The sequence below is a fragment of the Mesorhizobium sp. M3A.F.Ca.ET.175.01.1.1 genome (genome assembly GCF_004791945.1).
Taxonomy (GTDB): Bacteria; Pseudomonadota; Alphaproteobacteria; order Rhizobiales; family Rhizobiaceae; genus Mesorhizobium.
The window spans coordinates 256,373-283,289 of sequence record NZ_SRTP01000006.1 but is presented as its reverse complement, the minus strand read 5'-3'; the positions used below and the strand labels follow the sequence as shown (position 1 = coordinate 283,289).

At 63.7% G+C, this 26,917-nt stretch carries 24 protein-coding genes, 1 tRNA gene and 1 other RNA gene; 14 read left to right on the top strand and 12 right to left on the bottom strand.

The genetic code is table 11. The features are described from left to right. Nucleotides 1-269: 269 nt before the first annotated feature. From EN818_RS17100 to ffs, 6 genes are all read right to left on the bottom strand, one after another. Nucleotides 270-1,547: a lytic murein transglycosylase gene (locus tag EN818_RS17100; protein ID WP_095806580.1), complete on the bottom strand. Its 1,278-nt coding sequence runs from the start codon at nucleotides 1,545-1,547 to the stop codon at nucleotides 270-272. Between the two features lie 172 nt (nucleotides 1,548-1,719). Beyond that, entirely contained in the window at nucleotides 1,720-2,325 is a 606-nt protein-coding gene (gene recR / locus EN818_RS17095) for a recombination mediator RecR (RefSeq protein WP_095806581.1), read from the bottom strand. Between the two features lie 116 nt (nucleotides 2,326-2,441). Beyond that, complete coding sequence (locus EN818_RS17090) at nucleotides 2,442-3,389, bottom strand: cell wall hydrolase (RefSeq protein WP_095806582.1); 948 nt, start codon at nucleotides 3,387-3,389, stop codon at nucleotides 2,442-2,444. Nucleotides 3,390-3,605: 216 nt separating this feature from the next. Further along, nucleotides 3,606-3,929, bottom strand: coding sequence for a YbaB/EbfC family nucleoid-associated protein (locus EN818_RS17085; protein WP_095806583.1), 324 nt, complete (start codon nucleotides 3,927-3,929; stop codon nucleotides 3,606-3,608). Between the two features lie 18 nt (nucleotides 3,930-3,947). Further along, a complete protein-coding gene (locus EN818_RS17080; protein WP_095806584.1) occupies nucleotides 3,948-5,780 on the bottom strand; it encodes a DNA polymerase III subunit gamma/tau in 1,833 nt (610 codons plus the stop codon). 106 nt (nucleotides 5,781-5,886) lie between these two features. Next, nucleotides 5,887-5,983, bottom strand: an RNA gene (ffs, locus tag EN818_RS17075) — signal recognition particle sRNA small type. 179 nt (nucleotides 5,984-6,162) lie between these two features. On the opposite strand from ffs, the gene EN818_RS17070 reads away from it, so the two are divergent. Genes EN818_RS17070 through EN818_RS17060 form a run of 3 tightly spaced genes read left to right on the top strand, consistent with a single transcriptional unit; the run spans nucleotide 6,163 to nucleotide 7,884 of the window. Next, nucleotides 6,163-6,582: an HIT family protein gene (locus EN818_RS17070; RefSeq protein ID WP_095806585.1), complete on the top strand. Its 420-nt coding sequence runs from the start codon at nucleotides 6,163-6,165 to the stop codon at nucleotides 6,580-6,582. 41 nt (nucleotides 6,583-6,623) lie between these two features. Beyond that, nucleotides 6,624-7,568, top strand: a complete 945-nt coding sequence (gene nudC, locus EN818_RS17065; protein ID WP_095806586.1) for an NAD(+) diphosphatase — start codon at nucleotides 6,624-6,626, stop codon at nucleotides 7,566-7,568. A gap of 16 nt (nucleotides 7,569-7,584) precedes the next feature. Beyond that, a complete protein-coding gene (locus EN818_RS17060; RefSeq protein ID WP_095806587.1) occupies nucleotides 7,585-7,884 on the top strand; it encodes a Dabb family protein in 300 nt (99 codons plus the stop codon). A 9-nt stretch (nucleotides 7,885-7,893) separates the two neighbouring features. Here EN818_RS17060 and EN818_RS17055 read toward each other — a convergent pair whose 3' ends face one another. Together EN818_RS17055 and EN818_RS17050 are read right to left on the bottom strand one after the other, a co-directional pair. Beyond that, nucleotides 7,894-8,757: a prephenate dehydratase gene (locus EN818_RS17055; protein WP_095806588.1), complete on the bottom strand. Its 864-nt coding sequence runs from the start codon at nucleotides 8,755-8,757 to the stop codon at nucleotides 7,894-7,896. Nucleotides 8,758-8,783: 26 nt separating this feature from the next. Continuing rightward, nucleotides 8,784-9,512 carry a 3-deoxy-manno-octulosonate cytidylyltransferase gene (locus tag EN818_RS17050; protein ID WP_095806589.1) on the bottom strand — a complete coding sequence of 243 codons (729 nt, stop codon included), beginning with the start codon at nucleotides 9,510-9,512 and terminating at the stop codon, nucleotides 8,784-8,786. A 191-nt stretch (nucleotides 9,513-9,703) separates the two neighbouring features. On the opposite strand from EN818_RS17050, the gene EN818_RS17045 reads away from it, so the two are divergent. The 7 genes from EN818_RS17045 (at nucleotide 9,704) to EN818_RS17015 (ending at nucleotide 19,258) form a co-directional block, all read left to right on the top strand. Beyond that, a complete protein-coding gene (locus EN818_RS17045) occupies nucleotides 9,704-10,357 on the top strand; it encodes a cytochrome c family protein (RefSeq protein ID WP_095806590.1) in 654 nt (217 codons plus the stop codon). A 217-nt stretch (nucleotides 10,358-10,574) separates the two neighbouring features. Next, nucleotides 10,575-12,452: an extracellular solute-binding protein gene (locus tag EN818_RS17040; RefSeq protein WP_095806591.1), complete on the top strand. Its 1,878-nt coding sequence runs from the start codon at nucleotides 10,575-10,577 to the stop codon at nucleotides 12,450-12,452. Next, on the top strand, nucleotides 12,452-14,329 hold the full coding sequence (locus EN818_RS17035; RefSeq protein ID WP_095806592.1) for an extracellular solute-binding protein: 1,878 nt from the start codon (nucleotides 12,452-12,454) through the stop codon (nucleotides 14,327-14,329). The genes EN818_RS17040 and EN818_RS17035 overlap by 1 nt, the downstream gene beginning before the upstream one ends. A 30-nt stretch (nucleotides 14,330-14,359) precedes the next feature. After that, a complete protein-coding gene (locus EN818_RS17030; RefSeq protein WP_095806593.1) occupies nucleotides 14,360-15,460 on the top strand; it encodes a microcin C ABC transporter permease YejB in 1,101 nt (366 codons plus the stop codon). Continuing rightward, nucleotides 15,460-16,599 (top strand): ABC transporter permease, encoded by a 1,140-nt coding sequence (locus tag EN818_RS17025; protein WP_095806594.1) that lies wholly within the window; start codon nucleotides 15,460-15,462, stop codon nucleotides 16,597-16,599. Before EN818_RS17030 ends, EN818_RS17025 begins: the two co-directional genes overlap by 1 nt. Further along, complete coding sequence (locus EN818_RS17020; protein ID WP_135904816.1) at nucleotides 16,596-18,224, top strand: ABC transporter ATP-binding protein; 1,629 nt, start codon at nucleotides 16,596-16,598, stop codon at nucleotides 18,222-18,224. Before EN818_RS17025 ends, EN818_RS17020 begins: the two co-directional genes overlap by 4 nt. Before the next feature lie 92 nt (nucleotides 18,225-18,316). Next, nucleotides 18,317-19,258 carry a glyoxylate/hydroxypyruvate reductase A gene (locus EN818_RS17015; RefSeq protein WP_095806596.1) on the top strand — a complete coding sequence of 314 codons (942 nt, stop codon included), beginning with the start codon at nucleotides 18,317-18,319 and terminating at the stop codon, nucleotides 19,256-19,258. Here the strand turns inward: EN818_RS17015 and EN818_RS17010 are convergent. Next, complete coding sequence (locus tag EN818_RS17010; protein ID WP_095806597.1) at nucleotides 19,252-19,638, bottom strand: hypothetical protein; 387 nt, start codon at nucleotides 19,636-19,638, stop codon at nucleotides 19,252-19,254. The genes EN818_RS17015 and EN818_RS17010 overlap by 7 nt on opposite strands. 72 nt (nucleotides 19,639-19,710) lie before the next feature. After that, the gene (locus EN818_RS17005; RefSeq protein ID WP_095806598.1) at nucleotides 19,711-20,625 is read right to left on the bottom strand and encodes a methyltransferase domain-containing protein; all 915 of its coding nucleotides are present in this window, start codon (nucleotides 20,623-20,625) and stop codon (nucleotides 19,711-19,713) included. Between the two features lie 208 nt (nucleotides 20,626-20,833). Here EN818_RS17005 and EN818_RS17000 point away from each other — a divergent pair, with 208 nt between their 5' ends. Both EN818_RS17000 and EN818_RS16990 read left to right on the top strand, forming a co-directional pair. Continuing rightward, on the top strand, nucleotides 20,834-21,844 hold the full coding sequence (locus EN818_RS17000) for a ligase-associated DNA damage response exonuclease (RefSeq protein WP_095806599.1): 1,011 nt from the start codon (nucleotides 20,834-20,836) through the stop codon (nucleotides 21,842-21,844). 238 nt (nucleotides 21,845-22,082) lie between these two features. Continuing rightward, the gene (locus tag EN818_RS16990) at nucleotides 22,083-23,684 is read left to right on the top strand and encodes a cisplatin damage response ATP-dependent DNA ligase (protein ID WP_135904814.1); all 1,602 of its coding nucleotides are present in this window, start codon (nucleotides 22,083-22,085) and stop codon (nucleotides 23,682-23,684) included. A gap of 174 nt (nucleotides 23,685-23,858) precedes the next feature. Here the strand turns inward: EN818_RS16990 and EN818_RS16985 are convergent, their stop codons facing one another. Continuing rightward, complete coding sequence (locus tag EN818_RS16985; RefSeq protein WP_095806601.1) at nucleotides 23,859-25,064, bottom strand: hypothetical protein; 1,206 nt, start codon at nucleotides 25,062-25,064, stop codon at nucleotides 23,859-23,861. 337 nt (nucleotides 25,065-25,401) lie between these two features. On the opposite strand from EN818_RS16985, the gene EN818_RS16980 reads away from it, so the two are divergent. Further along, nucleotides 25,402-25,477 (top strand) — tRNA-Thr (locus EN818_RS16980). 87 nt (nucleotides 25,478-25,564) lie between these two features. Here the strand turns inward: EN818_RS16980 and fghA are convergent. After that, nucleotides 25,565-26,401 carry an S-formylglutathione hydrolase gene (gene fghA, locus EN818_RS16975; protein ID WP_095806602.1) on the bottom strand — a complete coding sequence of 279 codons (837 nt, stop codon included), beginning with the start codon at nucleotides 26,399-26,401 and terminating at the stop codon, nucleotides 25,565-25,567. Nucleotides 26,402-26,608: 207 nt separating this feature from the next. Here fghA and EN818_RS16970 point away from each other — a divergent pair, with 207 nt between their 5' ends. Continuing rightward, the gene (locus EN818_RS16970; protein WP_095806603.1) at nucleotides 26,609-26,797 is read left to right on the top strand and encodes a DUF2158 domain-containing protein; all 189 of its coding nucleotides are present in this window, start codon (nucleotides 26,609-26,611) and stop codon (nucleotides 26,795-26,797) included. The last annotated feature ends 120 nt before the right edge of the window (nucleotides 26,798-26,917 follow it).

The following is a 26,917-nucleotide window of genomic DNA, read 5'->3' as shown; positions in this document are numbered from 1 at the left end:
GGTGATCGTTCCCTGTTTTGTTGAGCTGAGTTCCCGGCTCAGAATTGCATTATTCTTCTCGAAGCCGACAGCGGCTTGGACCACGTAGCGTCGTGTTTTTTGTCCAGTTGGTCAACACCCTATTCGGCGGTGCTCGAACCAGCAGCGCCTATCTGCAAGACAGCTTATTGGACCAGGACGGACAGCTAAGCGTCCAACTCTACGCCGGCTATTTAAAGCCGCCGAACGGAAAGAATTTGCTCACCCTAGGCGACGCCGGGATGTCGCCGTTACTGCAGTTGCGCAACCAGCGCTGCGTCGGGAAAGCAGGTGGCGGCCCTGCCGTTCTTCGCCTGCCATGCGCCGATCGAGCGGCGCGTCTTGAAGCCGGGCAGGCCGTCGGCACTGCCGACATCGTAGCCTTTGGCCTCCAGCGCCCGTTGCAAGGCGGCGATGTCGGAACGATGCAGATCGCCGACCGCGCCCCAGGCGCCGGCGAAAGTGGCGTCGCCCTTGGCGATGCGATCGGCGGCATGGCCGATGAACAGCGCGTAGAGGTCGCTGGTGTTGTATTCCTTCAGCACGTAGAAATTCGGCGTGACGATGAAGGCTGGACCGTTGCGGCCGGCGGGCATGAGCAGGAAGCCCTCGGCCTTCAGCTCGCTCGCCGGGAACGCCCTGCCGCCGACGCGCGCAATGCCCATCGCCGCCCAGTCGGCAATCTTCTTGCCCTGATCGGGGCCTTCGAGCGAGCAGGAGACTTTCGCCGGCACCGTGACCTCGAAGCCCCAGCCACGGCCCCGGACCCAGCCATAATGGACGAGGTAGTTGGCAATCGAGGCGAGAATGTCCGGCGTCGAGTTCCAGATGTCGGGGCGGCCATCGCCGTCGAAGTCGACGGCGTGCTTGAGGAACGAAGTCGGCATGAATTGCGGCTGGCCAAGCGCACCGGCCCAGGACGACTTCATGGCGTTGACCGGAGCGAGCCCGCGCTCGACGATCTCGAGCGCAGCCAGCACCTCGGTGCGGAAGAAATCCTTCTTGGTCGACATGAACGCTTTTGTGCCCAGCACCTCGAAGGCGTCGTAGGGCATCTTGGCGGCGCCAAAACCGCTCTCCCGGCCCCAGATCGCCAGCACGACCTCACCCGGCACGCCATAGCGCTTCTCGATCAGCCCCAGCACTCGCGCATTCGCGCCCTCGCGCGTCCGACCACCGGCGGTGACGGCGCGAACGGTCCTTTCGGCGAAATAGTTGCCGGGCGGGCCGAACTCGGCCTGGTGCTGCTTCTGCGGCGTCGTCGGCTGCTCGCCGGGCATGACGAGGTCCGGCAGTTTCAGGTTCGGTTTCACCCCTAGAAAGGCAGCGTCGAAGGTCTTCTTGGAGATGCCTTTGGTTTTGGCCTCGGGCCAAAGGTCTGTCTGCAGCCAGGAGCGGAACTGGTCGTCGATGGGGGCGGCGAGGGAGGGGGTGGGGAGGAAGACACTGAGTAGTGCGAGCAGAAGAAGCACAACGCTGAACCTGGAAAAGCCGCGTTCTGTCGCGCCCCCCTCTGTCCTGCCGGACATCTCCCCCACTTGGGGGGAGATTGACGGTCGCGTCGGCTTTCGCCAATCGCCAGCGCTGCAGGAAGAGCGCCGAGGGCGAAACTGCCAATCTCCCCCCTCGTGGGGGAGATGTCCGGCAGGACAGAGGGGGGCGCGAAGGAATGCTGTCATTGCCAGACTACCCCCCAATCCCTCAAAACACCGTCCTCGAACGCAGCGCCGCGGCGAGCGTGCCTTCGTCGAGATAGTCGAGCTCGCCGCCGACCGGAACGCCATGCGCGAGCCTGGTCACCTTGACCGCGAAGCCCGACAGTTGGTCGGTCAGGTAATGCGCCGTGGTCTGACCCTCGACGGTGGCGTTGACGGCGAGGATGACTTCCTTCACCTCGCCGCCGGCGATGCGGTCGACCAGGGAGCGGATGTTGAGCTGGTCGGGGCCGATGCCGTCGAGCGGCGACAGCGTGCCGCCGAGCACGTGATAGCGCACGTTCATGGCCGCCGCGCGCTCCAGCGCCCAGAGGTCGGAGACATCCTCCACGACGATCAACGTGCCGGCATCGCGGCGCGGATCGGTGCAGATCATGCAGGGGTCGGACGTATCGACATTGCCGCAGGTCGAGCAGATGCGCACCTTGTCGACCGCCTCGCCCATGGCGGCCGCGAGCGGCGCGAGCAGTTGCTCTTTCTTCTTGATGAGATGGAGGGCCGCGCGCCGTGCCGAGCGCGGACCGAGCCCCGGCACCTTGGCCAGAAGCTGGATCAGGCGTTCGATCTCCGGACCGGCGATTCGTTTCGACATCGCTCTGGTCTAGAGCAATTCCAGAAAAAGTGCGAAGCGGTTTTCCGCCCGCAATCGCGTCAAAACGAAAAGCCCGACGCCTTGCTGCCGAGGCGGGTCGTCGAAGACGGGACCGTTCAGTAGGTTTGGAGCGGCCGGCTCTGGCTGACGATCAGCGCGCCGATCGCGTCGGTGTTCTCAGGCGTCGACTGGAAGCCCATCGCCGCTTCCTGCGGAGCGCTCGGCACCGAAGTGATATAGCGGCCCTTCAACGAGCCGCCGAAGCGGGACGCGTCCGGCTCCTCCATCGGCTCCTGCATGGCCACCACCGTCTGCTTCGCCGTGACGCGGCCGGACTTCTGCGCCGGCGCGATAGACGCGGTCACATAGGTCTCGGCCGGCGCGGCAGCCGAATTCATGCCGGCCTGCTTGGCCGGATCCGGATGCACGATCGTCTTGACCACCGGCTCGGCGGAAGCAACCAGCACCGGCGCGGCAGGCGCGGTTTTCTGCGGTGCGGCCGCGGCCAGGGCGACCGTCGGTTCGTCCGGCAACGGCCGCCAGTTGCGGCCGCGCTTCTCATAGAAGGCATTGCCGCCGGCGACCATCGTGTAGTGCATGTTGTTATATGGGAAACGCAGGCCGGCGGTATGGAAGAACATCGTGTTCTTGAGCTTGGCCTTGCGCTCGCCCTTGAGCACCGCCTCGGCCGCCTCCTCGACGTCGGGCAGCGCCCTCGAGTTCATCGGCCGCGTCAGCACGCCGGGGGCGAACTGGCCCTTCTCGCCGACCACCTCGCAGATCGTGCTGCCATGCTGGCCCGAACGCAGCCTGTTCATCACCACCGTTCCGACGGCGATCATGCCGTCGCGGCTCGACCGGTTGGACTCGAAGAACATCGCCCTTTGCAGGCACTCTTTGTCCTTCATCGTGTAGGAACGCGAGCTCAGAAAGCTCGGCGTGACGGCGTCGGCCAGGCTCGCCACCGACATGCCATGTGAGGTGGTCTGGCTGCAGCCGGCCAGAAACAAGGGGGAAGTGACGATGCCGATAAGCAGCGGCGTCTTCCATCGCGTCGCGATCAACAAAAAAGCCTCATTTCCAGATGCCAGCCCGCCCCGAGATGTGGCAAGAATGAGACTCTTTCAGGCAAAAAGATGGCTAGATCGTTAGCAATATCTGGACTTGGGTAAAACTTTATGAATGTCCGGAAATGAGCCCGTGAGCAACGCCGGCAAATAGTTAATACTGCCGGCGGGGCTCGATTTCCGTTCACAATCAATTAACTGACGGCAGACGTCTCAGAACGGCAATTTCATTCCGGGCGGTATAGGCAGACCGGCGGTCAACGCCTTGGTCTTCTCCTGCATGACCTGCTCGACCTTATTTTTGGCATCATTGTGCGCGGCGAGCAGAAGGTCTTCCAGGATCTCGGCCTCATCGGCCTTAAGCAGTGACGGATCGATCTTCAGCGCCTTCATTTCGAACTTGCCGGTCAGCGTCACGCTGACCAGGCCGCCGCCCGCCTGGCCGGTTGCCTCGAGAGTCGCGATCTCGTCCTGCATGGCCTGGAACTTGGCCTGCATTTCCTTCGCTTTGCCCATCAGGCCGAGAAGATCCTTCATCCCTATGATCCTTTTGCTTCAGCTGTCTTCGTCGTCGGAAGCCGGCTCAACGGGCAGATCTGCATCGGCCGTCTCGGCTTCCGGTGTATCGGGAATGCGCACATCGATGATCTTCGCGCCGGGGAAGCGGGCGAGGATCGCGGCGACAGTCGGGTCGCTCCTGGCATCCGAGAAGGCGTTCTCGCGCTTCGTCGTCTCCATTTCGGCCAGGGTCTGGCCGCCCTCGTCCTTCGAAAGCGAGACCAGCCAGTTGCGACCGGTCCAGGCGCGCAGCTTGGACGTCAGATCGTTGAGCAGCATCTTCGGCGCGTCGTCGGTCAGGCTGACGTCGATGCGGCCGGGCTCGATGCGGACCAGCCGCACGCAGCGCTTCAAGAGCACTTTGAAGGCGATGTCGCGATTGGCGTCGGCGAGGGCTGCGATATCGGCCAGCGACTTCACCGGAACGGCGGGCGTCTCGACGACCGGCTCGGGTGCCGGAACGAAGGCCGCCGGCACGGGCTGTGCCTCGACCAGCCGCATCGTCTGCGCACCACCGTTGGAGGCCGGCATCCGCGCCTGTGCCACCGCGCTTGCGCCGCCGCCATTGCCGGGGCCTGGCACGGCTGCGCTGGCCGGCGCCCCGTTGGCGCGCGGCGCCCCACTGGCAACGGGTGCGGCATCCTCCAGCGATTTCAATGCCTCGTCGAGCGTCGGCAGGTCGGCGGCATGCGCCAGGCGGATCAGCACCATCTCGCCGGCACTGACAGGACGGTTCGAGGACTGCACCTCGGGAATGCCCTTGAGCAGCATCTGCCAGGTGCGCGACAGGACGCGCACCGACAGCGCGCTGGCGAATTCGGCGCCGCGCCGGCGCTCGTCCTCGGAAAGCGAAGCATCGTCGGCCGCGGACGGGACGAAACGCAGCCGGGTGACGAGATGGTTGAATTCGGCAAGATCGGTGAGCACGGCGGCCGGATCGGCGCCCGTATCATATTGCGCCCGGAATTCGGCCAATGCCGCCGCGACATCGCCCTTCATGACATGCTCGAACAGGTCGATGATGCGGGCGCGGTCGGCGAGCCCCAGCATGGCGCGCACGGCCTCTGCGCTCACCGCGCCGCTGCCATGGGCGATCGCCTGGTCGAGGATGGAGAGCGAATCGCGCGCCGAGCCCTCGGCGGCGCGGGCGATCATCGCCAGCGCCTCGTCGTCGACCGAGATGCCTTCCTTGGCGGCGATCGCCGCAAGATGGGCGACCAGCGCGCCGGCATCGATGCGTCGAAGATCGAAGCGCTGGCAGCGCGACAGCACGGTGATCGGCACCTTGCGGATCTCGGTGGTGGCGAAGATGAATTTGACGTGCGGCGGCGGCTCTTCCAGCGTCTTCAACAGGCCGTTGAAGGCTTGGGTGGAGAGCATGTGCACTTCGTCGATGATATAGACCTTGTAGCGGGCCGACACCGGCGCGTAGCGCACGCGGTCGATGATGTCCCTGATGTCGTCGATGCCGGTATGCGAGGCGGCGTCCATTTCGATCACGTCGACATGGCGGCCCTCCATGATCGCCTGGCAATGCTCGCCAGGGATTGAGAGGTCGACAGAGGGCTGGTCGACGGTCGCGGTCTTGTAGTTGAGCGCCCGCGCCAGGATGCGCGCCGTCGTCGTCTTGCCGACCCCGCGTACGCCGGTCAGCATCCAGGCCTGGGCGATGCGGCCTGTGGCGAAGGCATTGGTCAGCGTGCGGACCATCGGCTCCTGGCCGATCAGCTCGGAAAAATTGGAGGGACGATATTTGCGGGCCAGCACGCGATAGGCGCCGGCCTTGCCTGTCTCCAGACTTTCAGCCCCCACATTTCCGGCTTCGCTCATTCGCCGTCAAAAGCTCCAAGGACCGCGACGGAAGGCGGCCGATTCCTGCGCACAGTCTCGCCCGCACGGCTTGGCGCCGTCAATGTCGCGGGAGCAAGGCGAAGAGGCGGGAGGCTGGAACAATGACCCGTTCCGGGCTCGTTAGGGCTGCTTCCTTCCGGACCTGACCCGGTTGGCGAGTGGATCGTCCACCACCAACCTCCCGCGCTCCATATCGGCAATTCGGCGGCGAAATGCAAGGGTAGAGGTGAATGACGCGCCGGCCCCATAGGCGGGAAAGCCTTCAAATCCGCAGCAGCGGCCAATGAATCACTTGCAGCCACCTTGCCGCCGCTCTAGCGTTCAGGGTTTGAAGCATTCACAAAAAACGAAGGAAACGCCTATGCTGCCGGGCCTCAAGGCCGGATTTGCGCTGGATGCCCGGCTCGAAGCGGACAGCGAGCAGCTGATGTGGCTCGGCCTGTGCGAACTCAGGCTGATGAACGACCGGCGCTGGCCGTGGCTCATTCTGGTGCCGCAACGCCCAGGCGTAGAAGAGATTCACGAGATGACTCCGCTCGACCAGACCATGCTCATCTTCGAAACCAACATGGTGGCGCAGGCGCTGAAGAAGACGACCGGCTGCACCAAGATCAACACAGGGGCGCTCGGCAACATCGTGCGCCAGCTGCATGTCCACGTCATCGCCCGGTCCGAGGGCGATCCCGGCTGGCCCGGACCCGTTTGGGGGCACGGCATACGCGAGCCCTACAAAAGTTCCGAGATCCGTCGCTTTGCCGAAACCATCAAGGCAGCGCTATAGACTGACGCCTCACACCGTTCCGAACAATTTTTCGAGTCCCCATGAGCTTTCGCCTGTTTGACGCGCCATTGCGCGAGCCGAGCCAGTTCGTCGGCTTTGCCGGCAATCAGATCGACCGGCAATCGGAAAACCGCGCCGACGACGCCGTGGAAAAGGCGCTCGCCGACCGATCGACGCGGCTCCTGCTGATGCATGGCGGCCGGCTTTATCTCAAGCTGGAGGACGGCAGATTCGATCCCTGGTTTGGGGCGGCGGAAAGTCAGCCCTACGAGGCCTCGCTCGAGCGCGGCGTGCTGCTCGGCATTTCCGACAGCGGCCCGGTGCTGGCCGTGCCCGCCGGCATCGAGCCGGAGAGTCTGCCCGAGACGGTCAAAGCGATCGACTACCGCTCCGTCTATATGCAGGGACTGATCGACGAGGGCGCGGCCGGAGCGCTGGCGCAAGGGGCGGCGCTGCTTGCCTGGCATGCCAGCCACGCCTTCTGCAGCAAATGCGGCAATCCTTCGGAAATGCGGGCGGGCGGCTACAGGCGACACTGCCCGACCTGCGGCACCGACCATTTTCCGCGCACGGATCCGGTGGCGATCATGCTGACGGTGACGCGCGAGAAATGCCTGCTGGGGCGCGGACGCCATTTCGCGCCGGGCATGTATTCGGCGCTTGCCGGCTTCATCGAACCGGGAGAGACCATCGAGGCGGCGGTGCGCCGCGAGACGCTGGAAGAAGCCGGGATTCGGCTCGGCCGCGTCGTCTACCATGCCAGCCAGCCCTGGCCGTTCCCCTATTCGCTGATGATCGGCTGTTTCGGCGAACCGCTCAACGAGGATATCCAGGCCGATCTCAACGAGTTGGAGGACTGCCGCTGGTTTGCGCGCGAGGAGGTCCGCTCCATGCTGGAGCGAACGCATCCCGACAATCTGATCACGCCGCCGAAAGGGGCGATCGCGCATCACCTCATCCGCGCCTGGGTCGACAGCGCGCAATGAAAGCCGGAGAGGGGCAATGATCCGTCACACCGTCGTGTTCACGCTGAAGCATGCGCCGCATTCTCTGGAGGAGAAGCGCTTCCTCCATGACGCCAAGAAGATCCTCGCCGGGATCAAGGGCGTCACTCATTTCGAGCAGTTGCGGCAGGTCAGCCCCAAGAACGACTATCGCTTCGGCTTCTCGATGGAGTTCGCCGACCAGGCCGCCTACACCCGATACAACGAGCACCCCGACCATGTCGCCTTCGTCCGCGACCGCTGGATGCCGGAGGTCGAGGCGTTCATGGAGATCGATTACGTGCCGCTCGGGTTTTAGCTCGTCGGCCTAATCCGCGATCTTCCACTGCTCGCGCGACGCGCTTGCCGGATAGACGCCGAGGATCCGCATCTCGCGCGAGAAGAAGCGCAGTTCGTCGAGCGCCAGCTTGACCAGCGGATCGTCGGGATGGCCCTCGATATCGGCATAGAACAGCGTCGCGGTGAAGGCGCCGAGTTGGTAGCTCTCGAGCTTGGTCATGTTGATGCCGTTGGTGGCGAAGCCGCCCATGGCCTTGTAAAGCGCGGCCGGCACGTTGCGGACGCGGAAGATGAATGTGGTCATCATCTTGGCATCGGCCGACGGGCGTTCGGCCCATTGCTTGTTCTTGGTCAGCACGACGAAGCGGGTGACGTTGCTGTCGGTGTCCTCGACATTCTTCTCGAGTATGTCCAGGCCATAGAGTTCCGCGGCGAGCGCCGGCGCGAGCGAGGCCATGGTCCGGTCCTTGAGCTCGGAAATCATCTTCGCCGAACCGGCGGTGTCGCCGGCGACCACCGGCTTCCAGCCATTCTTGCGGATGTATTTGCGGCACTGGCCAAGCGCATGAATATGGCTGTGCACGGTCTTGATCTCTTCGCGCCTGACGCCGGGCAGCACCATCAGCTGGAAGTGGATCGGCAGAAAATACTCGCCGACGATATGCAGCCTGGATTCCGGAAGCAGATGGTGGATGTCGGCGACGCGCCCGGCGATGGTGTTCTCAATCGGGATCATGGCGAGTTCGGCCTTGCCGGTCTCGACCGCATTGAAGGCATCCTCGAAGGTCGGACAGGGCAACGGCTGCATCGACGGGAACATGTTGCGGCAGGCGGTGTCGGAGTTGGCGCCTGGTTCGCCCTGGAAGGAAATTCTGTTGATCTTTTCGGGCATGCGCCAAAGTCTCTCTTGCGGAGGTCTCAGTTTGAAAGAATTCGCCTTGCGCGCTCGAGATCGGCGGGCGTATCGACGCCGAGCGGCAGCGATCGGACGATTTCGGCGTCGATGCGCATGCCGGCTTCCAGCGCCCGCAACTGCTCCAGCCGCTCCCGGCGCTCCAGCGGCGACGGCGTCAGCGCCACGAAGCGTTCGAGTGCAGCGCGCCGATAGGCGTAGAGGCCGATGTGGTGGTAGAGGGGCCCCTCGCCCCAGGGTGCTGTGGCACGCGTGAAATAGAGCGCCTTGAGCCGGGTCTCCGACAGCGGCGAGCCGACGATCTTGACGACGTTCGGGTTGGTCTTCTCCTCGTCGCGGACGATCTCGACGCCGAGCGTGGCGATGTCGACAGCGGCGTCGGCGAAAGGCCGCAGCGATGCGCCGATGATTTCGGGATCGATGGTCGGGAGGTCGCCCTGCACATTAACGATGGTCTCGACCTTGTCATGCGGATCGAGCGCGGTGAGCGCCTCGAAAATGCGGTCGGACCCCGATTCATGATCCGACCGTGTCATGACCGCTTCGAAGCCATGCGAGCGAACGGCGTCCGCAACCGCGTCGCTGTCGGTCGCCACGACGACGCGGCCAAGCCCGGCTTCGGTTCCGCGGCGCGCGACATGCACGATCATCGGCACGCCGGCAATGTCTGCCAGCGGCTTGCCCGGCAGGCGCGTCGAGGCCATGCGGGCGGGGATCAGGATCAATGTCGACATGGGACTTTCGAGGCGGCCGGGAAAGCGGATGGAAAGTGGCAAAAGGTCTCACTGGAAGCGCCCTTATAGGTGTTGCAACGCCGAAGCAAAAGACCTAGTTTCCGCGCGATTTAACCGGCCTTCGAGGCCGTTCGCGATACCGACGGACGGAGTGGACGGGATGGTCCGCCGGAAAAGGGAGCAAGGGGCGTATGGATTCCAACGAAGTCAACAAGCTGCTCGGCGGATTCCTCGGTACCGTCTTCATCGTGTTTTCGGTGGGCATCGTCTCGGATGCGCTGTTCGCCTCGCCGGCGCCCGAGAAGCCCGGCTTCGCCATCGAGGCGGCCGAGCCGACCGAAGGCGGCGCCGCTGGACCTGCCGCCGAAGCCAAGCCGATCGCAGACCTGCTCGCCACCGCCAATGTCGAGGCGGGCGCGGCCGTCTTCAAGAAGTGCCAGGCCTGCCACTCCGGCGAAAAGGGCGGCCCCAACAAGGTCGGCCCTGATCTGTGGGACATCGTCGACCGCCCTGTCGCCGAGCATGAAGGCTTTGCCTATTCGGCCGGCATGAAGGATTTTTCGAAGGGCGGCGCCGAGAAGTGGACCTACGATAATCTCAACCACTTCATCAACGCGCCGAAGAAGTTCGTGAAGGGCACGGCCATGGGCTTCGCCGGCCTGCCCAAGGATGAAGACCGCGCCAACGTGATCGCCTATCTGCGCACGCTGTCGGACAGTCCGAAGCCGCTGCCGCAGCCGGGTGCTTCGGCCGAAGCCAAGCCCGCCGAAGGCGCGAAGCCGGCGGAAGCCGCCAAGCCGGCAGAAGGAGCCGCGCCGGCAAAGCCGGCGGCGCCCGCTCAATAAACAATTTGTCATTGAAGGCAACCTCAGAAAAGCCGGGTTCGTTCCGGCTTTTCTGTTAGGAAAACCGCATACGTGGCGACAAAAGCCGTCGCTTGCGGTTTTCACCGGCGTCAAATGATCTAGATTGCCGGTGGGCGAAGCAATTCCAGGAAAAGTGGGATCCGGTTTCCGTTCGGAATTGCGTCAAACGCTCGAAGGCTCGTGACGAGGAGAACGCATGACGGTGGGCCGCTCCCCGACATTTTTCGCATCGCTGGCGGTTGCCTTTATCGTCAGCCTGCAGGCCAGCTTCGCCGACGAATGGCGCACCACCTCCTCGCTAATCGGTCCCTCCAAGTACGGCGACAACTTCCAGCGCTACGACTACGTCAATCCGAACGCGCCGAAGGGCGGCACGTACAACACCGTTGTCGTCGGCACTTTCGACAGCTTCAATCCCTACATCGTGCAGGGGTCGCCGGCGGCCGGCTTCGCAGAGTTCGGCGGCGGGCTTCTCTACGACACGCTGATGGATCAGGCGACGGACGAAGGCAGCGTCAGCCATCCGCTGGTCGCCGAGGCCTATAAGTATCCCTCGGATTATTCGTCCGCGACCTACCGGCTCAACCCTCGAGCCAAATGGCATGACGGCCAGCCGATCACCGTCGACGACGTGATCTGGTCGTTCCAGGTGCTGAAGGCCAACAGCCCGATGTACAGCCGCTATTTCGAGAACGTGACCGAAGCGGTCGCCGTCTCGGATCGCGAGGTCGAGTTCCATTTCAACCAGAAGGGCAATCGCGAATTGCCCAAGATCCTTGGCGATCTGGTTGTGTTGCCGAAGCACTGGTGGGAAGGCACCGACGCCAGCGGCAAGAAGCGCGACATCACAAAGTCGACGCTCGAGCCGCCGCTCGGTTCGGCAGCCTACAAGATCGCCAGCTTCAAGCCAGGTTCGGAGATCGTCTGGCAGCGCGTGCCCGACTACTGGGGCGCCAAGCTGCCGGTGAAGATCGGGCGCGAAAACTTCGATACCCAGCGCTTCACCTACATCCTGGATGACAACGCCGCCTGGCAAGCTTTCACCAAAGGCGGACTTCAAGATATCAAGTCGGAGAACAGCTCAAGGCGTTGGGCGACATTTTACAATTTCCCCGCAACCAAGGCCGGCGACGTCATCAAGAAAGAGTTCAAGACCACCTCGCCGGAGCCGATGCAGGCATTCATGCTCAATCAGCGGCGGCCGCTGTTCCAGGATCGGCTGGTGCGAGCGGCGCTGACTTATCCGTTCGACTTCGAGACGATGAACCGCACGCTGTTCTTCAACTCGAACACGCGCACGCAGAGCTATTTCCAAGGCACCGAGCTGGCGTCGAGCGGGCTGCCGCAAGGCAAGGAACTGGAAATTCTGGAAAAGTACCGCGACAAGCTGCCTCCCGAACTGTTCACGCAGGAATTCAAGCTGCCGGTCTATGACTCGCCGCAGTCGGAACGGAAATATCTGAAGCAGGCGGTCGATCTTTTCGCCCAGGCGGGCTGGGTGATCAAGGGCGGCAAGATGGTGAACGCCAAGACCGGTCAGCCGTTCAAATTCGAGGTCCTCGGCGCGGCCGACACGGATCAGGTCATCTCCAGCCCCTGGATCGCCAATCTGCGCAAGATCGGCGTCGATGCGACGCTGCGCATCATCGATCCAACCCAGTACATCAACCGCCGCAACAATTTCGACTATGACGTCATCATCGGCCAGCTCGGTCAGTCGGAATCGCCCGGCAACGAGCAGCGCGATTTCTGGAGCTCGAAGGCTGCGGAGACGCCGGGATCGCGCAATTATTCCGGCATCAAGAATCCAGTCGTCGATGCGCTGGTCGACCGCATCATCTTCGCCACCGACCGCGAGGACCTCGTCGCCGCCACCCATGCGCTCGATCGGGTGCTGTTGTGGAACTACTACGTCGTGCCGCAATATTACCGCGCGGTGGTGTGGCTCGCCTACTGGAACAAGTTCGGCATGCCGCAGAAGCAGCCGAGCTACCGCGGCGTCGATATCGATTCCTGGTGGATCGATCCCGACAAAGAAAACGCGCTGGCAGCCAAGTACAAGGGACTCAACTGATGGGGCGGCAGCCGGTGCTTCCTCGTCGCGACTTCCTGGCGCTCGGCGCGGCGGCGACCGCCGCAGCGCTGCTGCCGGGCCTGGCTTTCGCCGAGACGCCGACCGGAGTCAAACTGCATGGCCTGTCGGCCTTCGGCGACTTGAAGTACAAGCCTGACTTCACGCATTTCGACTATGTCAATGTCGACGCACCGCAGGGCGGCACGTTCAATTTCCTGCCGCCGAACTGGGGCGCAAATCAAAGCCCGCTCACCTTCAACACGCTGAATTCCTTCGTTCCCAAAGGCGATTCACCGCAACGGATGGAAATGTGCTTCGACCAGTTGATGGTGAGGGCGTTCGATGAGCCCGACGCCGTCTACGGGCTGGTCGCCGAGAGCGTCACGATTTCAGACGACCGCAACAGCTTCACCTTTTCGTTGCGCCCGCAGGCACGCTTCCACGACGGCACGCCGCTCTCGGCCGAGGACGCCGCCTTCACCTTCAAGCTGCTGAAGGACAAGGGTCATCCGGACTACGCGCTGCCGTTGACGCATCTGGTAGACGCCGTCGCCGTCGATGCTCATACGCTGCAGCTCAAATTCTCCGGCAAGCACACGGCACGCACGATCCTCAACGTCGTCCTGTTTCCGATCCTGTCGAAGGCCTTCTACACGGCCAACCCATTCGATTCCTCGCAGATGAACCCACCCTTGGGTTCAAGCGCCTACAAGGTTGGGCGCTGGTCGGCAGGGAGATGGATCGAATATGAGCGGGTGCCCGACTATTGGGGCAACGACCTTCCGGTCAATCGAGGTCAGAACAATTTCGGGCGGATCCGCGTCGAGTTCTACCAGGACCGCAACGTTGCCTTCGAAGCGTTCAAGAAGGGGGAAATCCTCTACCGCGAGGAATTCACCTCCCGTGTCTGGGCCAAGCAGTACGACTTTCCGGCCGCCGTCGCCGGCAAGGTGGTCAAGCACGAATTCCCTGCGGATACGGTGCCTGCCATGCAGGCCACCGCCGTCAACCAGCGGCGCGAGCAGTTTCGCGACCCGCGTGTGCGCCAGGCCATCGCGCTCTGCTTCGACTTCGAATGGACGCGACGCAATTTCTTCTATGGCTCCTACCAGCGCTCGCAGTCCTGCTTCGAGAAATCGGATTTTCGCGCCGAAGGCACGCCGTCACCGCAGGAACTGGCGCTGCTGGAACCGTTGCGAAATCAGATCCCGCCCGAGACTTTTGGCGAAGCGGTGACCCAGGCAGTATCGAACGGTTCCGGGCGCGATCGCAAGCTGCTGAGCCAGGCGGTCAAGCTCCTCGCCGATGCCGGCTGGAAGCGGTCGGGCGACTTTGTCAAGAATGACAAGGGCGGACAGCTGTCGGCCGAGATCCTGGTCGACGACGAAACCTTCGAGCAGGTTTATGCGCCTTGGGTGGAGAACATGAAGGCTGTCGGCATCAATGCCTCCATCCGGCTCGTCGACGCGGCGCAATATCAATTGCGGCAGAATTCGTTCGACTTCGATCTCATCTCCGCTGCTTTCTCGTTCACCGCGACACCGACCCGCGACGATCTCGAAATCTTCTTCCACTCGCGCACCGCGGCCATATCGGGCTCACGCAACCTGCCGGGAACGGCAAGCCCGGCGATCGACGCACTGATCGATGCCGTCGGCGCAGCCAAGGACCGCGAAACCTTGACGATCGCGATGCGCGCGCTCGACCGGGTCTTGCGCGCGCGGCGCGATTGGATTCCAAGTTGGTTCGCGGCGAATCATCGAAGCGCCTATTGGGACATGTTCGGCTTTCCCGAGCACAAACCCGATTTCGGCTTCCCGGTCGAAGCGCTGTGGTGGGTCGACAAGGGCAAGGCGGCGAAAATTGGCAAAGCCTGATACTCACATTCATAAAGGCCCGGCAGGCTGATGGGCGCCTATATACTGCGCCGCATCCTGCTGATGATCCCGACGCTGTTCGGCATCATGGCGATCTCCTTCGCCGTCATCCAATTCGCTCCTGGCGGCCCGGTCGAGCAGGTGATCGCCAGGCTCACCAACCAGGGCGGGACCGATCGCCTCGGTGGCGGCGGCGGGGACGCCGGCGCCAACGCTCCCAATTTCGACGTCGCCGGCGACGTCAGTTCGAAATATCGCGGCGCGCAGGGGCTGGATCCGGAATTCATCAAGAAGCTGGAGAAGCAGTTCGGCTTCGACAAGCCACCGCTCGAGCGCTTCGGCATGATGCTGTGGAATTATTCCCGCTTCGATTTCGGCGACAGTTATTTCCGCGACATCTCGGTGCTCGACCTGATCCTGGAAAAGATGCCGGTCTCGATCTCGATCGGGCTGTGGATCACGCTGCTCTCCTACCTGATCTCGATTCCGCTCGGCATCCGCAAGGCGGTTCAGGACGGCTCCACCTTCGACGTCTGGACAAGCGGCGTCGTCATCGTCGGCTACGCCATCCCCGGTTTCCTGTTCGGCATTCTTTTGATGGTGCTGTTTGCCGGCGGCTCGTTCTGGGACTGGTTCCCGCTGCGCGGCATCGTCTCCGATAATTGGGACCAACTGTCCTGGCCTGACAAGATCATCGACTATTTCTGGCACATGACGTTGCCGTTGACGGCGCTGGTCCTGTCGGCCTTCGCCACCACGACGCTGCTGACCAAGAACTCCTTCCTGGAGGAGATCCGCAAGCAATATGTAGTGACCGCGCGCGCCAAGGGCCTGTCGGAGAGCAAAGTGCTTTACGGGCATGTCTTCCGCAATGCCATGCTGATCGTCATCGCTGGCTTTCCCGGAGCCTTCATCTCGGCCTTCTTCACCGGGTCGCTCTTGATCGAGAACATCTTCTCGCTCGATGGCCTCGGCCTGCTCGGCTTCAAGTCGGTGATCGACCGCGACTATCCGGTGGTCTTCGCCAATCTCTACATCTTCTCGCTACTCGGCCTGTTCGTCGGCCTGCTGTCGGACCTGATCTATACCTGGGTCGATCCGCGCATCGATTTCGAGCGGAGAGACATCTGATGGCGCAGGCAGCCGCCGAGACCACTGCGCGCCGGCCCGCCCGGCCATGGCTGTCGCCGCTCAACCAGCGGCGGCTGCAGAACTTCAAGGCGAACCGGCGCGGCTTCTGGTCGCTTTGGATATTCCTCGTCCTGTTCGTGCTGTCGCTCGGTTCCGAACTCATCGCCAACGACAAGCCGATCATCGCCTCCTACAAGGGCGAGATCCTGTTTCCGGTGCTGGTCGCCTATCCGGAAGAGAAGTTCGGCGGCTTCTATGCGGTGACCGACTATCGCGATCCGGTCATCCAGGACGAGATCAATGCCAATGGCTGGATGATCTGGCCGCCGGTTCGCTACTCCTACCAGACGGTCAACAACGCCATTCCGGAAGCGGCACCCGCCAAACCCTCCTGGCTCTACGACAGGAAGGCGCGCTGCAGCCAGTATCCGCAAGGCGAGGCCGACCCCAACTGCATCGTCGGCAACTGGAACTGGCTCGGCACCGACGACCAGGCACGCGACGTGCTGGCCCGGCTCATCTACGGCTTCAGGATCTCGGTGCTGTTCGGGTTGATCCTGACGATCGGCTCCTCGCTGATCGGCGTCGCGGCGGGCGCGGTGCAAGGCTATTTCGGCGGCTGGACGGACCTTCTGTTCCAGCGCTTCATCGAAATCTGGTCGGCGATCCCGGTGCTCTATCTCCTGCTCATCGTCGCCGCCATCCTGCCGCCCGGCTTCTTCATCCTGCTCGGGCTGATGCTGTTGTTCTCCTGGGTGGCGCTGGTCGGCGTGGTGCGGGCCGAGTTCCTGCGCGCGCGCAACTTCGAATATGTCAACGCGGCACGGGCGCTTGGCGTGCCCAACCTCACCATCATGTTCCGTCACCTTCTGCCCAACGCCATGGTGGCGACGCTGACCTTCCTGCCCTTCCTGCTCTCAGGCTCGATCTCGACGCTCACCTCGCTCGACTATCTCGGCTTCGGCCTGCCGCCGGGCTCCGCCTCGCTCGGCGAACTGCTCAAGCAGGCGCAGCGCAACCTCAACGCGCCGTGGCTAGGCATCTCGGGCTTCATCGTGATTTCGCTGATGCTGTCGCTGCTGGTCTTCATCGGCGAAGCGACGCGCGACGCCTTCGATCCGCGCAAGACGTTCAAATGAGCGAGCCGCTGCTTTCCGTCCGTGACCTCAGCGTTGCCTTCGCACAGGGCGGCATGCAGTCGGTTGCCGTCGATCATACCTCCTTCGACATCGCCAAAGGCGAGACGCTGGCACTCGTCGGGGAATCCGGCTCCGGCAAGTCGGTGTCGGCACTGTCGGTGCTGAAGCTCCTGCCCTATCCCACGGCCAGCCATCCCTCGGGCAGGGTCCTGTTCCATGGCGCCGATCTGCTGAGCGCCAACGAGAAGGCGTTGCGCGGCGTTCGCGGCAACAAGATCACCATGATCTTCCAGGAGCCGATGACCTCGCTCAATCCGCTGCACACGATCGAGCAGCAGATCGTCGAGGTGCTGAAGCTGCACCAGGGGCTTGGCGACCGGCAGGCGCGGGCGCGGGTGCTGGAATTGCTGACCGAGGTCGGCATCCGCGATCCGCAGAAGCGGCTCGACGCCTATCCGCACCAGCTCTCGGGCGGCCAGCGCCAGCGCGTCATGATCGCCATGGCTCTGGCCAACGAGCCGGAGCTGCTGATCGCCGACGAGCCGACGACGGCGCTCGACGTCACCGTGCAGGCACAGATCCTCGAGCTGCTCGCAGGCCTGAAAAGCCGCAAGGGCATGTCGATGCTGTTCATCACCCATGACCTCGGCATCGTCAGGAAGGTCGCCGACCGCGTCTGCGTGATGACCAAGGGCAAGATCGTCGAGACGGGCCCGACCAAGGACATCTTCGCCAACCCGCAGCATGCCTACACCAAGCACCTGCTGGCCGCCGAGCCGAAGGGCAAGCCGCCGGCGGCGAATGCCAACGCCAAGGCGGTGATCACGGGCACGGACATCAAGGTCTGGTTCCCGATCAAACGCGGCTTCTTCCGCCGCACCGTCGACCATGTGAAGGCGGTGGACGGCATCGACGTGACGGTTCGCGCCGGGCAGACGCTCGGCGTGGTCGGCGAATCCGGCTCCGGCAAGACGACGCTCGGGCTGGCGCTGGCCAGGATGATCTCCTCGACCGGCACGATCAATTTCAACGGCCGCGACATCAACGAGCTTTCGTTCAGCGCCATGCGGCCGCTGAGAAGCGAGATGCAGATCGTCTTCCAGGATCCGTTCGGGTCGCTCAGTCCACGCATGTCCATTTCCGAGATCATCGAGGAAGGGCTGAAGATCCATGCATCGAAGCTGACCCCCGACGAGCGCGACGACAAGGTGGTCGAGGTGCTCAAGGAAGTCGGGCTCGATCCCGAAACGCGCCACCGCTATCCGCATGAATTTTCGGGCGGCCAGCGCCAGCGCGTCGCCATCGCCCGCGCCATGGTGCTCAATCCGCGGTTCGTCATGCTCGACGAGCCGACCTCGGCGCTTGACATGAGCGTGCAGGCGCAGGTGGTGGATCTGCTGCGCAACCTGCAGGCAAAGCATGATCTCGCCTACCTGTTCATCAGCCACGACCTGAAAGTGATCCGCGCCCTTGCGAACGACGTGATCGTCATGCGCAACGGCCAGATCGTCGAAGCCGGACCAGCCGAACAGATTTTCGGCAGCCCCCAGACCGACTATACAAGGGCTCTGATCTCTGCTGCATTCCGCATCGAGACGGCCCCGTCCGGCGTGGTGAGCGAGTAGCATATTTGCTTTGCGCAATTCCGGACGGAAAACCGCTACGCACTTTTCCTGGAATGGCTTCAGGGCCGACACAACAGAGAAGAAATCCGAGAATGGAAAAAGGCAAAGTCCTGCTTGCCCTTACTGGCTTTCACCCGCAACGCTGGCACGAATTGCTGTCGACCGAACGCGAGGTGGTGCTGGAGCCCGCGGGCCCGAGCGATCCCTCGATCGACTATGCGGTGGTGTGGAAGCACAAGCCCAACCTGCTCTCCGGGCTGCCCAACCTGCGCGCCATCTTCTCGGTCGGCGCCGGCGTCGACCACATCTTCGCCGATCCCGGCTTGCCGGATGTGCCGATCGTCCGCGTGGTCGCCGACAATCTGACGCAACATATGACCGAATTTGTCGCCTGGCGGGTCCTCGACCATCACCGCCAGGGGATGCTCTATCGGGCGCAACAGTCAAAAAAGATCTGGCACGAACCGACGCAGCGCGCGGCCAACGATATTTCCGTTGGCATCATGGGGCTTGGCAATCTCGGCCGCTCGGCAGCGTCGGCGCTCTTGTCGCTTGGCTTTGCGGTCAATGGCTGGTCACGCAGCGATCGGCCGATGAAGGGGGTTTCGACCTATTCCGGCGAAGCGGGACTGATCCCGTTCCTCAACGCCACGGACATACTGGTGGTGCTGTTGCCGCTCACGCCGCAAACGCAGGGAATCATCAATTACGGCGTGCTGAAGGAGTTGCGCAAGCGCAATGGCCTCGGCGGCGCGGTGCTGATCAATGCCGGCCGTGGCCGGCTGCAGAGGGACGCCGACATCCAGCGCGCGCTTGATGACGGCACGCTGAAGGAAGCGAGCCTAGACGTTTTCGAGGTCGAACCGCTGCCGAAGACCAGCCCGCTGTGGGGCCATCCGAAAGTGTTCGTCACGCCGCATGCGGCGGCGACCTCCGACCCTACGCATCTGGTGCCGATCATGCTTAGACAGATGGCCGCCTTCGAGCGAGGCGAGAAGCTCGACAATCTCGTCGACCGCGAAGCGGGTTACTGAGGCTGCGAAGCAGGCTTCGAACCGGGAAGCGCGAGCTTGTCGTTCTTCTTCGGCTTGCCGCAATCGCGCCTTTCGATCGAACGGCTCATGGCATCGATCTCGCCGCTTGCCTTGTCGGTATCCCGCTGCGCCTTGGAGCGCATGTCCGGCGTGAAGGGACCAAAGCCCATCGCCGGATTGGAGAAGGTCGGCTTTGCCGTGACCGGCAGATTGTATTGTTGCGCCAGCGCGTTGCGGTTGGCCAGCAACTGATCGCAGGGCACGCTGTCATATTGCAGCGAGGACTGGACATTCTCGTCCTGGCGTTCCGACATCGAGCTGCCGCCGACGCAGCCCGCCACCGCCAGGCAAGATGCCAATACCAGCATGTTCCAGCGCATGGGTCCCTCCTGCGATCTCCGCGCCGTCCAACCCGACACGCGATTCGGGCTTTTTCGCAGCAAGATCACCGTTCAAATCTTCGACTTCTCCGCCACGACGGCCAAGCCCTCGACAGGCTCGCGGCGGTCGTGCCGGATGACCGTGCTGTCCAACGACCGGATCGAAAAGCCGCTCTCGGTCAGGACCCTGCGAACATAACCTTCGGAATGCGCGTAGCGCCGCGATGGCGTCAGGGCAAAATCTGTGCCGTCGGCAAGCGTCTCGACCGAGAACGCAAACACGCCGCCGTCGACCAGCGCCTCGGCAATGGCCGCGACGATGCGTTCCAGCGCGCCGACATAGATGAAGACGTCGGTCGCGACGACGAGGTCGGCTTTCGCGCCGGATTGGGAGAAATGCTGCAGATCAGCCTTGGAAAGCAGATCGTAGACGCCCTTGGCGCGCGCCTTCCTCAACATCCCGACCGAGATGTCGTAGCCCTCGAGCCGATCGACCATGGGCCGCAGTTTTTCGCCCATCAGCCCGGTGCCGCAGCCAAGGTCCAGCGCGAGCCGAAAGCGGCCGGGCCTTGCCGCACGAATGGCCAGGGAGAGAAACTGCGGTATACGGTAGCCGAGTTTTTCGACCAGCGACTCCTCGAAGCCATCGGCAAAATGATCGAAGAGCGTTTCAACGAAGGCGCTGGGCGGGGCTGTCGAGGCCGGCGCATGGCCGATCAACTGCAGCTTGAGCGCGGCGCCCAACCGGTCTGTCGCGTCCAGCTTCAGCGCCATGCTCCAGGCCTGGACGGCCTGATCGGAAAGGCCGGCCGCCTCCTGCATCTCGCCGAGGCGGAACCAGCCGGCCGCCCATTGCGGCGCAAGCTCCAGCGCGCCCAGCAAAAGCTCCGCCGCCTGCGCGGGCTCGCCGCAGGCGAGCAGCATCTCGGCGAAGTCGGCGCGGCGGTCGGCGCTCAAATCGCCGGACGAGGCCTGAAGCGGTTTCATGGTCGAAGGATCTCACCCGGCGATGGCACCGGCGGACGGTTCCAGAGCATGATCCGAAAAGTGGGAACAGCTTTTCGGAGAGAGATCATGCTCCAACAAAGAGTTGGATCGTGACGGCGTTTCAACGAAACGCGTCACGATCTAGGACGAGTCAGCAGTCTCTTGCAACAGGCTTCCCGCCACGCATTTAGCCACTATCTTGAAGACGATGCGCGCCAGCGACCTGCTCAAGCCACGGCCGGAAGGGCTCTACTGTCCGCCCGGCGATTTCTTCATCGACCCGGTGCGGCCGGTGGGCCGCGCGCTGATCACGCACGGCCATTCCGACCATGCCCGCTCCGGCCACCGCTCGGTGCTTGCCACGCAAGAGACGCTCGACATCATGGCACTGCGCTATGGCGAGGATTTTGCCGGCAAGAAGCAGGCCGCCGTGCTCGGCGAGACGATCGATCTCAACGGCGTTTCCGTAACCTTCCATCCAGCCGGGCATGTGCTCGGCTCGGCGCAGATCGCCGTCGAACACCGTGGCATACGCATCGTCGCCTCCGGCGACTACAAGCGCCAGAAGGACGGAACCTGCCTGCCGTTCGAGCCGATCCCTTGCGACGTCTTCATCACCGAGGCGACCTTTGGCCTGCCGGTGTTCCGGCATCCGCCGGACAGCGAGGAGATCGCCCGGCTGCTCAAATCGGCGGCGCAGTTTCCCGAGCGTTCGCATCTCATCGGCGCCTACGCGCTCGGCAAGGCGCAGCGCGTGATGCGGCTGCTGCGCGACGCCGGCTATGACAGGCCGATCTATATCCACGGCGCGCTGGCCAAGCTCAGCGAATACTACCAGCGCCAGGGAATCGATCTCGGCACGCTGGAGCCGGCGACGGTCGAAAGCGGCGGCAAGGCCGATTTCGAAGGTGCGATCGTCGTCGGTCCGCCGGCCGCCTTCGCCGACCGCTGGGCACGGCGCTTCCCCGACCCGATCGCCTGCTTCGCGTCGGGCTGGATGCGAATCCGCCAGCGCGCCAAGCAGGGCGGCGTCGAGCTGCCGCTGATCATTTCGGACCATGCCGACTGGGACGAGCTGATCGCCACGATCAAGCAGACGGGAGCCGGGGAGATCTGGGTGACGCATGGCCGCGAGGAAGCCCTGGTGCGCTGGTGCGAGCTCGAAGGCATCGCGGCCCGGCCGCTGCATCTCGTGGGCTATGAGGACGAGGGCGATTGATGCAATACCGATCACCAATCTCCGCCGCTGCACTCTACGGCGCCCCCCTCTGGCCTGCCGGCCATCTCCCCCTCAAGGGGGGAGATCGGCAGCTTCAGCGCCGGCGCATCTCCTGCGACGCCGAAGACTGGCGAAAGCCGGCGCGACATCTGATCTCCCCCCTTGAGGGGGAGATGGCCGGCAGGCCAGAGGGGGGCGCCGCGCGCTGGCTTTCGCTATTGGCCAGGCTCACCCAGCCATGAACCGCTTCGCCGAGCTCCTCGACCGGCTGGTGCTGACGCCGTCGCGCAACGGCAAGCTGACGCTGCTGGCCGATTATTTCCGCAGCGTGGAGGACCCCGATCGCGGGCTGGCGCTGGCCGCGATCACCGGCGATCTGTCGATCGCGGCGGTGAAGCCCGCGATGCTGCGCACGCTGGTGGTCGAGCGCATGGATCCGGTGCTGTTCGGCTATTCCTACGATTATGTCGGCGACCTTGCCGAGACGGTGTCGCTGGTCTGGCCGCAGCCCGCCGGCCATATCGCGAACCATGCCCCGACGCTGGCCGAGGTGGTCGGGAGATTGCAGGCGGCGAGCCGCTCCGATGGGCCAAGGGTGCTGGCGCGGCTGCTCGACAGCGCCAGCATTTCGGCGCGTTTCGCCATCATCAAGCTCGTCACCGGCGGCCTGCGCATCGGCGTGTCGGCGCGGCTCGCCAAGCAGGCGCTGGCCGATCTCGGCCATGTCGATGTCGCCGAGATCGAGGAACTCTGGCACGGGCTGGCGCCGCCCTATGTCGAGCTGTTCGCCTGGCTCGAAGGCCGGGCGGAAAAGCCGAAGAGCGCAGCGCTGGCGCTGTTCCGTCCGGTGATGCTCTCCAACGCCGTCGACGACGGCGACCTCGACAAACTCGATCCCGGCGACTACGCGGCGGAATGGAAGTGGGACGGCATCCGAGTGCAAGCGGTGTGCGAAAGCGGCATCCGCCGGCTCTATTCGCGCACCGGCGACGACGTCTCCGGCGCCTTCCCGGACCTGGCCGCGGCGATGGATTTCGAGGCGGCGCTGGATGGCGAGCTCTTGGTCGGCGACCCGCGCGAAGCCACCGGCACCTTCTCCGACCTGCAGCAGCGGCTGAACCGCAAGAGCGTGTCGCCAAAGATCCAGCAGCAATATCCAGCCTTCATGCGCTGCTACGACCCGCTGCAGATCGACGGCGAGGATTTGCGCGGCCTGCCCTTCGCCGAGCGCCGCACACGGCTCGAGGCCTTCGTCAAGACGCTCGATCCCAGCCGCTTCGACCTCTCGCCGCTGGTCGAATTTCGGGACTGGGGAGCGCTGGAGCGGCTGCGCCAGACGCCGCCGCATCCGATCATCGAAGGGGTGATGCTGAAGCGCTGGGATTCCGCCTATCTCGCCGGACGGCCGAAGGGACCCTGGTTCAAATGGAAGCGCGATCCGCACACGGTCGACGCGGTGCTGATGTATGCGCAGCGCGGCCACGGCAAGCGCTCGAGCTTCTATTCCGACTACACATTCGGCGTCTGGGCCGGACCGGAAGGATCGGAAGAGCTGGTGCCGGTCGGCAAGGCCTATTTCGGCTTCACCGACGAGGAGCTGAGGCAGATCGACAAATATGTCCGCGACAACACGATCGAGCGGTTCGGACCGGTGCGCTCGGTGCGCGCCGACCGCAGGAACGGCCTGGTGCTGGAGGTGGCCTTCGAAGGCCTGAACCGATCGACGCGCCACAAGTCGGGCGTCGCGATGCGCTTCCCGCGCATCTCGCGGCTGCGTTGGGACAAGCCGGCGGCCGAGGCCGACCGGATCGAGACGCTGCAGGCGCTGCTCGACAGCTGATTAGATAAAATCCGAGCTCGGGCAATTCCAGGAAAAGTGTGTAGCGGTTTTCCGTCCGGAATTGCGCACAATCAAAAACTTAGAGCGGGTCAGCGATTCTGTGAAAGCTGAACTGCTCTAGTTGCCCCATCCCACCCGCGCCTGCTTCGGACTGGCGTGGCAACGACCGACAACTCACTGCGCGATCGAAACGCGGACTTCGTAGATGTCGACGGATTTGCCTTGCTTGTCGAAGTCGGAGTTGATGGCGATGGTGCCTGCGGCGCCCGGATGCTTGTCCGGGAACTGCACGTCGAACAGATATTCGTTGCGCTCGTGGCCGACAGCATAGCGCTTGCGGCCGCAATCGCCGAGTTCGCCGAAATTGCAGTCGACCGAAATCTGGGTCTCCTTGCCCTCTTCCGAGCGGGCGATGATGTCGAACATGGCATGCTTGCCGGCGAGCTTTTCCAGCACGCCCTGGCCGACGTCGAAGGCGATGGCCGAGCCGGAGGCCCCGGAGCGGATGCGCAGGAACTGACCGGTATCGTCCTTCATCACCTCGGCAGCGGCGTCGGACGGGGTGCTGACATGCGTCGGATCGCTGGGCGAAAACACATTGATCCAGTTCTTGGCCTGGTCCGCCTCGCCCGGCTTCTGCGGCGAGCCGGCTTCGCCGGGCTGCGAGGAGTCTTCTTCCTCGATGGTCGGAGGCGCTTCCGGCGGGCCGGTGTCGAGCTGCGCGGCCGTCTTGAAGACGCCGGTCTGGATCGCGAAATAGAGGCCGATGCCGGCGGCGGCCAGCAGCGTCGCGACAACGAAGATCGCCGTCAGCGGCAGGCGCCGGCCCCTGATCCGGCGTTCGTCACGATCCGGCGCCACCTCGGCGCCACCGCTGCCGACCGGAGCCCCGGGAGAATCATCGAGCGACGGCGCATCCGGCAGTGCCGTTTCATCCGGCATGATGTCGGGCACGACGGGCAGCACGCGCGAGCGCGGCACGTCCGACGTGTCAGGCTGAACCGGCCCGTCGACCTGGATCGCCGGCGGCGGTGCCGCTTCAGCCGGCGCCTGCCCCGGCGCGTCCACCGGCGGCGCCGAATCCTGCGGCGACTGATCGACAGCAGGCGTCGCCGCTCCATCTGCGACCGCCAGCGTTATGCTATCCGGCGGCAGCGTTACGTCCGGAACCGCCGGCAGGAATTCGGATTCGATCTCGGTGATCTTGGCCTGCACCGCCTTGCGGCGGCTGATCGCGGCCTCGACCGTCAGGTTAGGATTGGCCTGCAGCACGCGATCCAGCGCCGCAAAGGCCGAGCGGTAGACCCTCTCGCGGAACGCCCGGTCCTCGGCATTGCCTTTTTCGAAGGCGTTGCGGATCGCTTTCTCGATGGCGTCCAAGCGAGATCCCTCTGCACGTGCGCTGCCATCCGATGATCGTTGGCCGCAGGCGACCAACCAAGCAACGGACGAGCGGCTGCCTTTGCCAGCGCGTCCAAAGCCCCATTTCGGCGGTTTTTGCTGGGGAATCAACACCTTTTTATGGATCGGGGCCGGCTGGGATTTGCCGCCGATCACGCGATCAACCACACCAGCCGATGGGCGGGCGAGAAGACGCGAACCGCATGGCGCAGCCGCGTTCGAGGCGAATTGGCCCGAATTCGCCGCTGAGCATCTTGAATTGGCGGCCGGTTGAGTCTATCACGCAGCGCATCTTGGAAGCCCAGCGCTTCCCCGGGCCGCTTTAGCTCAGTTGGTAGAGCACATCATTCGTAATGATGGGGTCGCGTGTTCGAGTCACGCAAGCGGCACCAGTTTTCACTTCCGGCCAACACAGGATAACGCCCCTCCCGCCCGATCTGAAGTTCGGTCGTCTGGGCAAGCAACTGGCGTTGCGGTCCCTACCTGGCCAGCCGCTCGGCATGCCACTTCAGATGGTCGCCCATGAAGGTCGACATGAAGTTGTAGGAATGGTCGTAGCCGTCCTGCATGCGCAACGTCAGCTCGATGCCTGCCTTGCCGCAAGCCTCTTCCAGCAACCATGGACGCAGACCGTCCTGGAGGAACCCGTCGGCGGTGCCCTGGTCGACCAGGAATTCGGCGAAGCGGTAGCCGTCCTCGATGAGCAGCGTGGTATCGTAGGCGCGCCAGTTCTTCTCGTCCCGTCCGAGATATTTCTCGAATGCCGGGCGCGACCAGCCTGCGGTGCTGGGCTGCACGATCGGCGCAAAGGCCGAGCAGCTCTTGAACCGTTCCGGATTCTTCAGCGCGATCGTCAGCGCGCCATGCCCACCCATCGAATGGCCAAAGATCGACTGGCGCGACATGTCGACCGGAAAATTGGCGGCCAAGAGCGCCGGCAATTCCTCGATGAGGTAGGAGTACATGCGGTAGTTCTTGGCATAGGGCTCCTGCTTGGCGTCGAGGTAGAAGCCGGCGCCACTGCCGAATTGCCAATTGTCCTTTTCGTCCGCAATGTCAGGTCCGCGCGGGCTGGTGTCGGGGCAAACGACGACGAGGCCCAGTTCGGCCGCCTGGCGCCGGTACTCGCCCTTGTCCATGACATTGGCGTGCGTGCAGGTCAGGCCCGACAGGTACCAGAGGACGGGCAATGGCCCTTCCTTGGCCTGCGGCGGCACAAAAACGGCAAAGGTCATGTCGCAGGCGCAGACCTCGGAGGCGTGGGAATAGACGCCCTGGATGCCGCCATGCGCTTTGGATGTGGAGATGACCTTCATCGGTTCTGCCTTTCGTCGCGGATTTTCGAACCGGCTTAGCTGCCCGACCGGGCACCCGCAACCTCGGAGCTTGCAAAATCGAAGCCGCCCTGAGGCAAGAAGCGGTTTTGCCGCTTCCAGCATCCTGCAGCAACCGGCGAAAAGCATCGGCCATTGTTGGGCGCGGCGTTTGGTGGGAGAATCCCGGCATCAGCATGGGAGGTCAAAATGCCCTACAGTTTCAAGACCGGTGACGTCGTCAGGCTGAAATCCGGGGGCCCGCAAATGACGATCAGCGACGGCGCCGCCTCGGGCACTTATCTTTGCCACTGGTTCAACCGCGAGGGCGACGTCTGGACACCGCAGCATGCCGGCTTCAAGCCGGACCAACTGGTGGTCGTGGACACGCCGAAATAGCTTCGCGGTCAGTCGTGGATCACTCTGGTCGGGCGTGGTGCCGTCGCTCGGGAAGAATGTCGGGTTTGACCGCTCGATGCGTGCGCGAAGAAACGCCCGCGCCGTTTCCGGAGCGGGCGT